At 68.9% G+C, this 11827-nt stretch carries 10 protein-coding genes; 6 read left to right on the top strand and 4 right to left on the bottom strand.

Going from position 1 to position 11827, the window contains the following annotated elements:
- Window positions 1–24 precede the first annotated feature (24 nt).
- Window positions 25–1155: a baeRF2 domain-containing protein gene (locus ACWGSK_RS03590; RefSeq protein WP_358512735.1), complete on the top strand. Its 1131-nt coding sequence runs from the start codon at window positions 25–27 to the stop codon at window positions 1153–1155.
- A gap of 141 nt (window positions 1156–1296) precedes the next feature.
- Here the strand turns inward: ACWGSK_RS03590 and ACWGSK_RS03585 are convergent, their stop codons facing one another.
- The 4 genes from ACWGSK_RS03585 to ACWGSK_RS03570 all read right to left on the bottom strand — a co-directional run bounded on the left by ACWGSK_RS03585 (window position 1297) and on the right by ACWGSK_RS03570 (window position 5861).
- A complete protein-coding gene (locus ACWGSK_RS03585; RefSeq protein ID WP_358512738.1) occupies window positions 1297–2610 on the bottom strand; it encodes an ABC transporter substrate-binding protein in 1314 nt (437 codons plus the stop codon).
- Between the two features lie 74 nt (window positions 2611–2684).
- The gene (locus ACWGSK_RS03580; protein ID WP_452455190.1) at window positions 2685–3950 is read right to left on the bottom strand and encodes an ABC transporter substrate-binding protein; all 1266 of its coding nucleotides are present in this window, start codon (window positions 3948–3950) and stop codon (window positions 2685–2687) included.
- A gap of 77 nt (window positions 3951–4027) precedes the next feature.
- The gene (locus tag ACWGSK_RS03575) at window positions 4028–4903 is read right to left on the bottom strand and encodes a carbohydrate ABC transporter permease (RefSeq protein WP_358512741.1); all 876 of its coding nucleotides are present in this window, start codon (window positions 4901–4903) and stop codon (window positions 4028–4030) included.
- Window positions 4893–5861, bottom strand: a complete 969-nt coding sequence (locus ACWGSK_RS03570) for a carbohydrate ABC transporter permease (protein ID WP_358512744.1) — start codon at window positions 5859–5861, stop codon at window positions 4893–4895. Before ACWGSK_RS03570 ends, ACWGSK_RS03575 begins: the two co-directional genes overlap by 11 nt.
- A gap of 417 nt (window positions 5862–6278) precedes the next feature.
- On the opposite strand from ACWGSK_RS03570, the gene ACWGSK_RS03565 reads away from it, so the two are divergent.
- The 5 genes from ACWGSK_RS03565 to ACWGSK_RS03545 all read left to right on the top strand — a co-directional run bounded on the left by ACWGSK_RS03565 (window position 6279) and on the right by ACWGSK_RS03545 (window position 11781).
- Window positions 6279–7592, top strand: a complete 1314-nt coding sequence (locus tag ACWGSK_RS03565) for a Gfo/Idh/MocA family protein (RefSeq protein WP_358512746.1) — start codon at window positions 6279–6281, stop codon at window positions 7590–7592.
- A complete protein-coding gene (locus tag ACWGSK_RS03560) occupies window positions 7589–8776 on the top strand; it encodes a Gfo/Idh/MocA family protein (RefSeq protein ID WP_452455157.1) in 1188 nt (395 codons plus the stop codon). Before ACWGSK_RS03565 ends, ACWGSK_RS03560 begins: the two co-directional genes overlap by 4 nt.
- Entirely contained in the window at window positions 8773–9612 is an 840-nt protein-coding gene (locus tag ACWGSK_RS03555; RefSeq protein WP_358505011.1) for a DUF6807 domain-containing protein, read from the top strand. Before ACWGSK_RS03560 ends, ACWGSK_RS03555 begins: the two co-directional genes overlap by 4 nt.
- A gap of 141 nt (window positions 9613–9753) precedes the next feature.
- Entirely contained in the window at window positions 9754–10647 is an 894-nt protein-coding gene (locus ACWGSK_RS03550; protein WP_452455156.1) for an NAD-dependent epimerase/dehydratase family protein, read from the top strand.
- Window positions 10648–10749: 102 nt separating this feature from the next.
- On the top strand, window positions 10750–11781 hold the full coding sequence (locus ACWGSK_RS03545) for a LacI family DNA-binding transcriptional regulator (RefSeq protein WP_452455155.1): 1032 nt from the start codon (window positions 10750–10752) through the stop codon (window positions 11779–11781).
- The last annotated feature ends 46 nt before the right edge of the window (window positions 11782–11827 follow it).

The following is an 11827-nucleotide window of genomic DNA, read 5'->3' as shown; positions in this document are numbered from 1 at the left end:
GGGTACACGCGTCCCGCGAACTTGATGGATCTTGGTTTTCTGCGACCTCTGTACGAGAGCGACGGCCCCGTGGCATCGGTGCACCTGGATACCAGCCGGGACACCACCGACGCCGACAAGAAGATCGATCTGCGCTGGCGCCACCTACGCGAGGAACTGGCGGCGCTGGGCACCGACGAGGCCACCCTCGACGTCCTGGAAGAGGCCATCGGGGAGGGAAACTCCCGCGCCTACGGCGACCACGGCCAGGCGGCCTACGCCTCCCAAGGACGACTCTTGGGCGAGTACACGCTGACCTCGCCACCCGGGCAGGACCGCGCCTCGTTCCTTCCGGTCCCCGACGCCCTTCCACTGGCCATCGACCGCGGCCGCCGGCGGCCCTACGTCCTGGTGGCCCTGGACCGGGTCAAGGCCAAGGTGTACGCTTACGCCGGCCATCCCACCGAAGGGCCCGTCCTCGAATCCGAGAACGTCGGCGAGAACATGCAGAACATCGACGGGGCCACCCGGATCTTCCCCGGTCAGCGCGGGGACGCGGGTGGACGCCGAGCCGACACCGGCACCGCTCAGGACATCTGGCGTGAGAACGCCGTAGGGGTCGCCGAACTGGTCCGCAAGGCCGTGGCCAAGGTCGGGGCCCAGGCCATCATCGTGGGCGGAGACGACGAGGCCATCGCCTACCTGCGCGACAACCTCGGCCCGCGGCAACTCACCATCCCCATCAGGGTGGTGGCCGGTGGCCGCGGAGGAATCGACGCGGAGGAGCGCCTGCAGGAGAGCGCGGAGGAATGCCTGCGCGAACTGGTGCAGCAGGAACAGGAACAGACCATCGACGACTACCACCGCAAACTCGCCCACGACCAGGCGGTTCGCGGCACCACCCCCACCCTGCCGATGCTGTCGGAGGGCCGGGTGGACACCCTGCTACTGGGAGCCGACAGGGAGGACGAACCACACCTGTGGGGCTCGACCACCTCCCCGATCCTGGTGGACACCTCACCTCGGGGCCTGGACGACCCGAACTCCGGTTTCCAGGCGCCGGCCAGCGCCCTGATGCTGCGCTCGGCGGTGATGTCGGACGCCCGGTTCAGTGAGCTGCTGGAGGAGGGCGAACCCAGCGGCGAGGCCGGGGCCACCCTGAGATTCCCCAAGTAACCGCCACCGACCGACACCGTGCCCCGCTCCCACCCAAGGGGAGCGGGGCACCTTCATGTGCGCTCCGACAAAGGAGAGGGGCCGGACCCGGGGGAACGCTCCCACCGGGCCCGGCCCACGTCATGCGGATCGAGTACCACCTCAGGAGGAACCGGTGGCGGACTCCACCTCGGTGATGAACTGCTCGGCCGCGTCCTCGGGCGTGAGGTTGCCGAAGGCCAGCTCATCGGACACCCGCTTGGTGATCTCCACGACCTCACCGGCGCCGATCGGCGGCGGCGGGTTGCCGTCGACGATGTCGCCCTCCACGTCCGTCAGGAAGATAGCGCTGCGCTCGTCCGCCTCGGGCAGCGAGCTCAGGATGTGCGCCCGCACGTCGATGTTGGCGGGCAGCCCCAGGTCGGCCAGGATCAGCTCGGCCGCCTGGTTGTCGTTGATCATGAAGTCGACGAACCGGGCCGCCTCCTGCGGGTGCTCGCTCCCGGCCGAGACCGAGTAGAACATCGCCGGCTTGAAGTACATGCCGGTACGCTCGCCATCGCTCTCACCCGGGTAGCGCAGCAGTTCGAGGTCACGGTCGGAGGACGCGGTCAGCCCGCCCAGCTGGTTGCTCCAAAAGTGCGCCATCGCGCCGGTGTTGGTGGCCAGCACCGACTGGTCGGGGCCACCCGCCTCGATCTCCACGCTCTGAGAGGCGCCCGGCTGCCCGCCGCTCTCCAGCAGGTCCTCGGTGATCTGGAACCACTCGGCGAGGGTCTCGGAGGAGAACGCGAGCTCACCGTCCTCGCCGTAGAGGTTCTCCCCGTGCTGACGGGCGAAGATCTGGAAACCGCTCTCGTTGTAGGACATGCTCTGGGTCCCAACGACCTCGCCGTCGGTGGCCTCGGTGATCTGCGTGGCGATCTCGACGTAGTCGTCCCAGGTCCACGTGGTGTCGTCGGGCATCTCCACCCCGGCCTCGGCGAAGGCCTCCGGGTCGGCGAGGATGGCGTAGACGTTCACACCGGAGGCCACCCCGTAGGTCTGACCGTCCAGGTCACCGCTGTCGGCGATCAGTGGGTCGATCTTGGCCAGGTCCAGCTCATCGGAGAACTCGTTGAGGTCGGCCAGCGCACCCCGGTCACCGTACTCACGCAGGTACCGCTCCTCCTGCATCATGATGTCGGGGGCGTCGTCGGCTGCGGTGCTGGTGGCCAACCGGTCCCAGTACGAGCCCCAGTCGGTGTAGTCGGGGCTGATCCGGATGTCGGGGTTGTCGGCCTCGAAGATCTCGATGACCTGCTGCATGTTCGAGTGTCGATCGTCCGCTCCCCACCAGGAGAAGCGCAGTTCCACCACACCGTCCTCGGCGGAGGAGCCGCTCCCGCAGGCGGAGGCGAGCAGTGTGACGGCGGCGGCCAAGGCCAGGGGAGCGGCCGTGCGGCGTGTGCGTACGCCGCCGGAGGGGATGTTCATCGGGGGGTCCTCAAGGTCTCGTTGATCGGGTGGGCAGGGTTGCGCGGGCGGGGCCACGCCGGGGGTCGTTCGGGTCAGGTGCCCGAACCGACCGCGCTGCGCAGTTCGGACACGAACTGCTCGGCCGCCTCACTCGCGGTGAGATTGCCGAAGCTGAATTCCTGGTAGGCGCGCCGGTTGATGTCGACGATCTCGCCCGAGCCCACAGGCGGGGGCGGGTTGCCATCGACGACCTCGTCCTCGATGTCGGCGAGGAAGTCGGCACCCCGGGTCTCGGCCTCGGGTAGGTCGGACATGATGTGCTCACGCACCTCGGTGTTGGCCGGCAGCCCCAGGTCGGCCAGTACGATCTCGCCCGCCGCATCACTGTTGAGCAGGAAGTCGACGAACCGGGCCGACTCCTGCGGGTGGTCGGTCCCAGCCGAGACCGCGTAGTACATGGCGGGCTTGAAGTAGGTGCCGGTGCGCTCGTTCTCGGTCTCTCCGGGAAAACGCAACAGCTCGATGTCGCGCCCGGAGGCCTGGACGATGGCGCCCAGCTGGTTGCTCCAAAAGTGCGCGGTGGCACCTGTGTTGGTGGCCAGCACCGACTGGTCGGGGCCACCGGCGGCGATCTCCACGCTCTGGGAGGCGTCCGGTTGCCCACCGCCCTCCAAGAGCCGATCGGTGAGCTCGTACCAGGCCCGCAGGGTCTGTTCGGAGAAGGCGACCTCACCGTCCTCGTCGAAGAGGTTCTCCCCGTGCTGGCGGACGAAGATGTGGAAGGCGTTCTCGTTGGTCAAGCCCTGGGTTCCCACGATCTCACCGTCGGTGGCCGCACTGATCTCGATGGAGATCTCCACGTAGTCGTCCCAGGTCCACGTGGTGTCGTCGGGCATCTCCACCCCGGCCTCGGCGAAGGCCTCCGGATCGGCGAGCATCGCCGAGGCGTTGACGCCGGTGGGAGCGGCGTAGACCGCCCCGTCCACCACCCCGCTCTGGGCCACCAACGGGTCCAGGCCCGACAGATCCAACCCCTCCAAGGTGCTCAGATCGGCCATGGCGCCCCGCTCCGCGTACTCGCTCAGGTAGGACTCGTCCTGCATGATCACGTCGGGGGCGTCGTTGGCGGCTACGCCGGTGGCCAACCGGTCCCAGTAGGCGTCCCAATCGGTGTAGTCGGGGCTGATCCGCACGTCGGGGTTGTCGGCCTCGAAGACCTCGATGACCTCTTGCAGGTTGGCGTGCCTCTCGTCCGACCCCCACCAGGAGAACCGCAACTCCACAACGTCCCCGGAGTCGCCGGGTCCGGAACAGGAGGTCAGGGCCAGGACCAAGGCACCGGTGGCCGCGGCGACCATGCTCGGACGCGGGTGTCGTCGTGTGGGACGGACGCGGGTGAGGGGCGGCACGGGGGGATCCCTTCTGTGGTGCGGCTCTACTTGATGCCGGTGGTGGCGATGCCCTTGACGAGGTAACGCTGCCCCGCGAGGAAGAAACCGAACACCGGTCCCAGGGCCACCACCGACATCGCGAACAGCGGCCCCCAGGAGGTCTGGGAGCTGGAGTCGACGAAGGTGCGCAGCGCCACCGGAACGGTGTACATGTCGGGACTGGTCAGGAAGATCAGCTGACTGAAGAAGTCGTTCCAGGTCCAGATGAAGGTGAAGATCGCGGTGGTGGCCAGAGCCGGCAACGACAGCGGCAGGATGATCTGACAGAAGATCCGCACGTGCCCGCATCCGTCGATACGCGCCGCCTCGTCCAGGTCACGGGGCAGCCCGCGGATGAACTGGACCATCAAGAAGATGAAGAAGGCGTCGGTGGCCAGCAGCTTGGGGACGATCAGCGGGTAGAAGGTGTTGATCCAGTCCAGCTGCGCGAACAGGATGTACTGCGGCACGATCACCACGTGGATGGGCAACATGATCGTGGCCAGCATGATCGCGAAGAACAGGCGCTTGCCCCGAAACTCCAGGCGGGCGAAGGCGTAGGCCGCCATGGAGCACCCGATGAGGTTGCCGATGATGGAGCCGGCCACCACCATCGCGGAGTTGAGCAGGTAGTGGTGGAAGGGGAACTGCAGGGCGCCCCAACCCTCGGTGTAGTTGCTCGGGGTGAAGCTCCAAGGGATGAGCCCGGGTTCGCGGAAGATCTCCGCGGTGGGCTTGAAGGAGCTGGAGAGCATCCACAACAGCGGGTAGAGCATGATCAGGCCGAAGCCGATCAAGCCGATGTGGGTGAGCAGTCGTCGTGTGCGCGCGGACCGGGTCCGAGTGGGGGTGGGAGCCGGTGCCTTGGTCTCAGTCGCCATAGAAAACCCAGTACTTGGAGGCCAGGAAGTTCACGGCCGTGAACCCCCCGATGATCATCAGGAGCAGCCAGGCCATCGCCGAGGCGTAGCCCATGTCGAACGACCCGAAACCGCGTTGGTACAGGTAGAGCGTGTAGAAGAGGGTGGAGTCCGAGGGGCCGCCCGTGCCGCCACTGACGATGAACGCCTGGGTGAAGGTCTGGAAGGCGTTGATGATCTGCAGCACCAGGTTGAAGAAGATGATGGGCGTGAGCATCGGAACGGTGATGTTCCAGAACCGATGGAGGGGACCGGCCCCGTCCACGGCGGCGGCCTCGTAGTACATGCGGGGGACTTGGCGCAGCCCGGCCAGGAAGATGACCATGGGGGCGCCGAAGGTCCACACGTTGAGCACGATGAGCGTGCCCAGGGCGTAGTCGGGGTGGGACACCCAGCCGTACCCCTGCACCCCGAAGAAGGCCAGGACCTGGTTGACCAACCCCTCGGCGCCGAAGACCTGCCGCCACAGGATGGCGACGGCCACGCTGCCGCCCAGCAGCGAGGGCAGGTAGTACACCGAACGGTACAGGGGCAGGCCGCGCACCCCTCGGTCCAGGACCATCGCCAGCGCCAGCGCCAACGCCAACTGGAGCGGGACCGACACGAACACGTACACGAAGGTGACCCGGAGCGCGCTGAACAGACGATCGTCGCTCAGCATGCGTTCGTAGTTCTCCAGTCCCACCCACTGGTGGTCACCGATGAGGTTGTAGTCGGTGAAGGAGAAGTACAACGAGGCCAGCAATGGGCCCGCGGTGATGACGATCAGGCCCAGGAACCAGGGCGCCAGGAAGGCGTAGGCGGCCAGGTTCTCTTGGCGGCGCCGGCCGGTGCCGCGTCCCGCGGACCCCTTGGCGACGCGGGCCTTGGACGGGGCGGGATCGACCTTCTTGGGGCTTCGCTGGAGCAGTGCGCTCACGGCGCACCACTCCCGGGGCACACCTGAGACCGTGCCGGGCACAGGCGGCGACTGAGGGGGCTCATGGTCGGGGGACCACCAATCTGGTCAGGGCGGATGCGGAGGACGTGGGGCCGTCTTCGCTGACGTGGCCGAGAACACGTGGCGAACTCGCAGGTTATGGCCTGGTAAGCGCTATCCATAGTTTAAGATGTTCAGTTTCTAGCACCGGGCCAGATGGGTGTCAACAGACGATCGCCCCACGGGAAACCCCCTCTCCGGATCGTTATCTTCGCCCCCGGCGGCCTCGCGAAGCCGAAAAAACAACTCCGGAACCCGCGTTCCGGCCGGTCCGAGCCGCTTTTCCCGCCTTCGCGCCCAAGGGAAAACCATGGGCGAACATTGAGTTTCACTCTGGAAAGCGTTTACCCTGGCGGCGTGAACGACACCTCTCCACGCAGGTTCGCCATCGTCGGCACCGGGTCCAGGGCGCGCATGTACACCCGCGCCCTCACCGACACCCATCGGGACCTGGGCCTCCTGGTGGCCCTGTGCGACACCAACGCCACTCGCATGGCCGTGCACAACCGGATCGTCACCGAGGCGGGGCTGGACCCCGTCCCCACCTATGCGGCCGAGTCCTTCGGCAGCATGCTCCACGAGCAGAAGGTGGACGAGGTCATCGTGTGCACGGTCGACCACACCCACGCCGACTACGTCGTGGCCGCCCTGGAGGCCGGCGTCGACGCCATCACCGAAAAACCCCTCACCGCGGACCTGGACGGGCTCAAGCGCATCAACGCGGCCCAGGCCCGTACCGGCCGTCGCGTCACCGTCGGGTTCAACTACCGCTACAACCCCGTCCACCTCAAGCTGCGCGAACTCATCGCCTCCGGCGTCATCGGCGAGGTCGGTTCGGTGCACTTCGAGTGGCTGCTCGACCTGCGCCACGGAGCCGACTACTTCCGCCGCTGGCACCGCGACAAGGCCAACTCCGGTGGTCTGCTGGTACACAAGGCCAGTCACCACTTCGACCTGGTCAACTGGTGGATCGGTGCTCGCCCCGAGGAGGTCTACGCCTCGGGCCGGTTGTTCTTCTACGGCGCCGAGAACGGCCACCGCCACGGTGTGGCCGGTGACTACGCGCGCGGGCACTCCTCACCCCAGGCCGCTCAGGACCCCTTCGCCCTGCACATGGCCGACAGCCCCGACCTGACGGCCCTGTACCTGGAGGCCGAACACGAGGACGGCTACCGGCGCGACCTCAACGTCTTCGGTGAGGGCATCACCATCGAGGACGACATGTCGGTGCTGGTGCGCTACGACAGCGGGGTACGGCTCAGCTACCACCTGGTGGCCTACGCGCCCTGGGAGGGCTACCGGATCTCCATCACCGGCAGCAAGGGGCGCCTGGAGCTGGACATGACCGAGTTCGCGCACACCTCGCCCGAACAGGACGAGCAACACCCCGTCCGCGGCATGCCCGCCCCCAAGGAGAACAGCGTCGCCCGGCTGTGGCTGCGCCGTCACTGGCAAGAACCCGAGGAGATCCCCGTGACCGTGGGCGGGGGCGGACACGGCGGCGGTGACGTCGCCATGCTCACCGCCCTGTTCGGCCGGGTCGACGACGGTGTCCGTCCCGATCACGCCGACGGCGGCAACGCCCTGATCACCGGACTGTGCGCCAACGCCTCCATCGCCTCGGGGCGCCCCGTGCGCGTGGCCGAACTACTGGCGCGGGAGGACCGGTGAGCGCCCGCCCACTGCCCGAGGGGCCCGTGCCCGTGCTCCTGGTGGGCCTGCACGGGCACGGGCGCTCCCACCTGCGCGCACTGCGCCCCATGGTCGAACAGGGGCTGGTGCGCCTGGTCGGTGTGTGCGACCCCCGCCCGCCGGCCCCCGACGACGACCTGGAGGGGCAGGGCCCCCTGCCCCACTTCGACGACCTGTCCCGGGCCTTGGAGGAGACCGGAGCCCGAATCACCGTCCTGGTCACCCCCATCCACACCCACCTGCCCCTGGCCCGCACCGTGCTCGCCCACGGCTCCCACCTGCTGTTGGAGAAGCCCACCACCGCGACCCTGGCCGAACTCCACGAACTCACCGACGCCGTCACCGCCTCCGGCATGGTCTGCCAGGTGGGCTTCCAGAGCCTGGGATCGACCGCCATCGACCACGTCCGTGGACTACTGGCCCAAGGCGTCGTGGGCCGGCTGCGCGGCATCGGGGGCGCGGGCACCTGGAAACGCACCTCGGCCTACTACGACCGCGCCCCCTGGGCCGGCCGCCGCCGCATGGCCGGACACGACGTGATCGACGGGGCACTGACCAACCCCTTCGCGCACATGGTCGCCACCGCCCTGGCCCTGGCCGACGGCGGCGACCACGTCCCGAACGAGATCGTCCCCGAGCTCTTCCACGCCCACCCCATCGAGGCCGACGACACCTCCTGCCTGCGGCTGCGCACCCACCAGGGCACCCCGGTCTGTCTGGCCGTGACCCTGTGCTCGCCGCGCAGTCTGCCCCCCACACTCCACCTGCACGGCGAACACGGGCACATCACCTTCGAATACACCCTGGACCGGGTCACGGTGCACCTGCCCGGACAGGACCCGCACACCACCACCCACCCGCGCACCGGCCTGATGGAGAACCTCATCGCCCACCTGCGCGAGGGAACACCTCTGCTGGTTCCCCCCACCGCCACCCTGGGGTTCACCCACGTGCTGGAGGCGGTGCGCACCGCCTCCGCCCCCCGCCCCATCCCCACCCGCCACCAGGACGTGTGGCGCGAAGCAGGCGTCACCCATCGCATCGTTCACGGCATCGACGCCCTGGTCCACCGAAGCGCCCAACACATGAGCGGCTTCACCGAACTCGGAGCCGCCTGGGCCATGCCCGAACCCACCGCGCACCCGTTGGAGGCCCGACCGTGAACCTGTCCCTGAACGGCACCACCGTGGCCGTACACCGCGACGGCACCGACGTGGACCCGGTGCTCTCACCACGACCGTTCCTGCACCCGGTGACCACCCTGGCCGGCACCACCGTCACCGAACTACGACCCCAGGACCACATCCACCACCTGGGGTTCGGCCTGGCCGTACCCGACGTGGACGGCACCAGCTTCTGGGGCGGGCGCACCTTCACCCCCGACCGCGGTTCGGTACTGCTGGACAACCACGGACGCCAACGGCACGTACGCACCCTGGAACAGGCACCCGATCGCCACACCGAACTGCTGTCCTGGACCGACCCACAGGGCCGGGAGCTGATCGCCGAGGAACGCACCCTGCGCGCGCTACCCCTGGACGAACACACCTGGGCACTGCACGTGCGTACGGTCCTGCGCAACACCTCGGGACGAGGGCTGAGCATCGGCAGCCCCGCCACCAACGGCCGCCCCGGCGCCGGCTACGGCGGCCTGTTCTGGCGTGCCCCCCTGGGCCCGCGCCCACCCGCGGTCACCGGCCCCGACGGCCTGACCGGCGAGGCGGACCTGCACGGTGCGCGCGTGCCCTGGCTCGCCATGACCGGAGCCACCGACCAAGGCGCCCGATGGACCCTGCTGCTGCACCAGGTCGGCCCGCACCCGGAACCGTGGTTCCTGCGCGCGGACGATTACCCCGGAACGGGACCGGCCCTGGCCTGGGACGAACGGCTCCCCCTACCGGACGGAGCCCACCTGGGACGCGGCCTGCGGGTGGCCATCGCCGACGGCCACCCCCACGACCTTCCCGCCCTGGCCAAGGCCTTGGCCGACCAACCCTGACCCGCACCCTCCCGGGCCGGGCCACCGCCCCTCACACGGACCCGACCCACCAGGGGCCGCGCCGTCCCCTCCGCGGCGTGGCCCCGCCCTCGTTCTCAACACGCCCCGAACCCGCTCGGGGCCCGGAAAGGAAACCCCGCCATGCGCGTGCTCGTCACCGGAGGTTCGGGAAGGCTCGGCCGTAGCGTGCTGTCGACCCTGGCCGAACGCGGACACCAGGTCACCTCGGTCGACACCACCCCGGCCACCCCACCACAGGGGGTCGACGCGATCACCGCCGACCTGCTCGACGCCACCGCGCGCGAGGACGCCTTCACCCACGCCGCACCCCAGGCCGTGATCCACCTGGCCGGGATCGCCGTCCCCTTCGCCCACCCCGACGTGCGAACCCTGCAGGTCAACACCGGCCTGGCCTGGGCGGTGCTGGCCGCGGCCATCGAACACGGCGCCCACTCGGCGGTGGCGGCCTCCAGCCCCACCGTCTACGGCTACAACACCCCCACCTGGACTCCGCGCTACCTGCCCCTGGACGAGGACCACCCCGTCGAACCCTGGCACGCCTACGGGCTGAGCAAACAGATCATCGAACAGACCGTCCAGGCCCTGGCCCGCACCACCGACACCTGCGTGCTCTCCGCGCTACGGCCCGGCTACGTGGTGGCCCCCGAGGAATGGGCCGGTGCCATCACCCAACAGGGCCACACCATGGCCGAGCGCCTGGCCGACCCGGCCCTGGCCGCCGGGTCCCTGTTCAACTACGTCGACGCGCGCGACGCCGCCGAACTGTTCTCCCTGGTCATCGAACACCCCGAACGGGTCCGGCACGGCCAGGTCTACAACGCCGTTGCCGACGACCCCCTGGCCCCCGGCCCCGTCGACGAACTCATGGCCCACCTGCACCCGACCACCGCACCGCACAGCGCCGCCCTGGCCGATGGCCGCGCGGTCTTCTCCAACCGGCGGGCCCGCACCGAACTGGGTTGGAACCCCACCCGAACCTGGCGCACACAACTGAGCGAAGGGCGGGTCGGCTAGGTGCGCGCCCAACCACCTTCCCCATACGGCGACGGTCACCCCCGACCTTCCACTAGCCTGGGAAAGAGTTTTCCCACAGGTCATGGCAGAAGGGGCAGGGTCGTGAGTTCGTCGTATGTGACGCTGGAACAGGTGGCACAACACGCGGGGGTGTCACTGGCCACCGCCTCCCGAGTCATCAACGGCAGCACCCGCCAGGTCAGCGAACGCCTGCGCGAGAAGGTCAACGCCAGCGCCGACGAACTGGGCTACCTGGCCAACGCCTCCGCTCAAACGCTGGCCCGCAACAGCAGTTCCCTGGTCGGGCTGCTCGTCCACGACATCGCAGACCCCTACTTCTCCTCCATCGCACGCGGGGTCACCCGCCACACCGAGGAACAGGGACTGGTCACCGTCCTGGGCACCACCCACCGCTCCGCCCAGAAGGAGAGCACCCTCCTGGCGACCCTGCGCGCCCACCGCGCCAGGGCCATCGTCCTGGTCGGTTCGCGCTCCACCGACGAGGAGAGCAACGCCCGGCTGATCCGCGAGATCGAGGCCTTCCAACAACAGGGCGGACGCGTGGCGTGCGTGTCCCAACCCGGGCTGCCCGCCGACACCGTCAACCCCGACAACCACGCCGGGGCCGCGGAACTGGCCCGCCACCTCATCGCCCTGGGACACCGGAGCTTCGCCATCCTGGCCGGCCCCACCAACCTGAGCACCGCCCGCGAGCGACTGGACGGCTTCCACTCCGCGCTCTCCGCCGCCGGCATCGAGCTGGAACACCACAACATCGTGCACGGCGACTTCACCCGCGATGGCGGATTCGAGTCCACCCGACGCCTGATGCGCCTGGGCACCGACGCCACCTGCCTGTTCGCGGTCAACGACGTCATGGCCACCGGCGCCATGGCCGCCCTGCGCGATTCGGGCATTGGCGTACCCCAGGAACTGTCCGTGGCCGGGTTCGACGACATCCCCACCCTGCGCGACCTCACCCCCGCCCTGACCACCGTGCGCCTACCCCTGGAACAGATGGGCGAACGCGCCGCGCAGATGGCGTTGGAGACCGACCACGAGGGCGAGAACCGCACCCTCAACGTCCAAGGCGAGGTCCTCATGCGCGAGAGCACGCAGCGCCCCGCCCGGTGAACCCCAGCGGGGGTGGTGGAGCGATTCCGCTCCACCACCCCCGTTC

This window comes from Nocardiopsis sp. NPDC055551, assembly GCF_053619415.1.
This window is presented reverse-complemented; position numbering and strand designations above follow the sequence as displayed.

What these genes read in the sequence shown, in the direction of transcription:
- ACWGSK_RS03580 (WP_452455190.1), bottom strand. Translation starts at nt 3,950, where the DNA reads ATGGTCGCCGCGGCCACCGGTGCCTTGGTCCTGGCCCTGACCTCCTGT.
- ACWGSK_RS03575 (WP_358512741.1), bottom strand. Translation starts at nt 4,903, where the DNA reads ATGGCGACTGAGACCAAGGCACCGGCTCCCACCCCCACTCGGACCCGG.
- ACWGSK_RS03590 (WP_358512735.1), top strand. Translation starts at nt 25, where the DNA reads ATGGATCTTGGTTTTCTGCGACCTCTGTACGAGAGCGACGGCCCCGTG.
- ACWGSK_RS03550 (WP_452455156.1), top strand. Translation starts at nt 9,754, where the DNA reads ATGCGCGTGCTCGTCACCGGAGGTTCGGGAAGGCTCGGCCGTAGCGTG.
- ACWGSK_RS03585 (WP_358512738.1), bottom strand. Translation starts at nt 2,610, where the DNA reads ATGAACATCCCCTCCGGCGGCGTACGCACACGCCGCACGGCCGCTCCC.